General features: G+C 72.0%; 1 protein-coding gene. It reads left to right on the forward strand.

Annotated elements, in window-relative coordinates; all coding sequences use genetic code 11:
* The coding region (locus KTN05_RS17830; protein ID WP_217330690.1) for a PepSY-associated TM helix domain-containing protein at positions 1 to 479 on the forward strand (479 nt) is incomplete at both ends.

The raw sequence follows: 479 nt of genomic DNA on the forward strand, positions 1-479 counted from the left end.
GGCGGCGGTGATCGACCCGGCGACTGGGCTGGATGCCGCCTCGGCCGATCCCGACGTGGTGAGGCGCTGGCTCACCAACTTGCACCGCTCGCTGTTTCTGGGCGACGCGGGGCGCATCGTCGCAGCCGTTGGCGCAGGCGCGATGCTGCTGCTGGCGCTGTCGGGCGCGACGCTGGTTGCGCGCCGGGTGGGCGGCTGGCGGCGGTGGTTCGCCCCGCTGCGCGGGTCTCTGACCGGGCGGCTGCATGTGGAGGTCGCGCGAATCGCCGTGGTCGGCCTCGTCCTGTCCACGGCCACGGCGCTGTGGATGTCAGCCTCGACCTTCGATCTGCTGCCCGACGCCGCCAGAAACCCCGTCTTTCCGACAGAAACAAGCGGTCAGACGGGAGCGAGCCTTGAGGTGGCGAGCGCCTTGCAACTGCCGGCCGCCAGCCTGCGCAGCCTGTCGCTGGCCGATCCGACCGACCCGACCGACGTCC

It is taken from the genome of Paracoccus sp. Z118 (assembly GCF_019061185.1).
Taxonomy (GTDB): Bacteria; Pseudomonadota; Alphaproteobacteria; order Rhodobacterales; family Rhodobacteraceae; genus Paracoccus.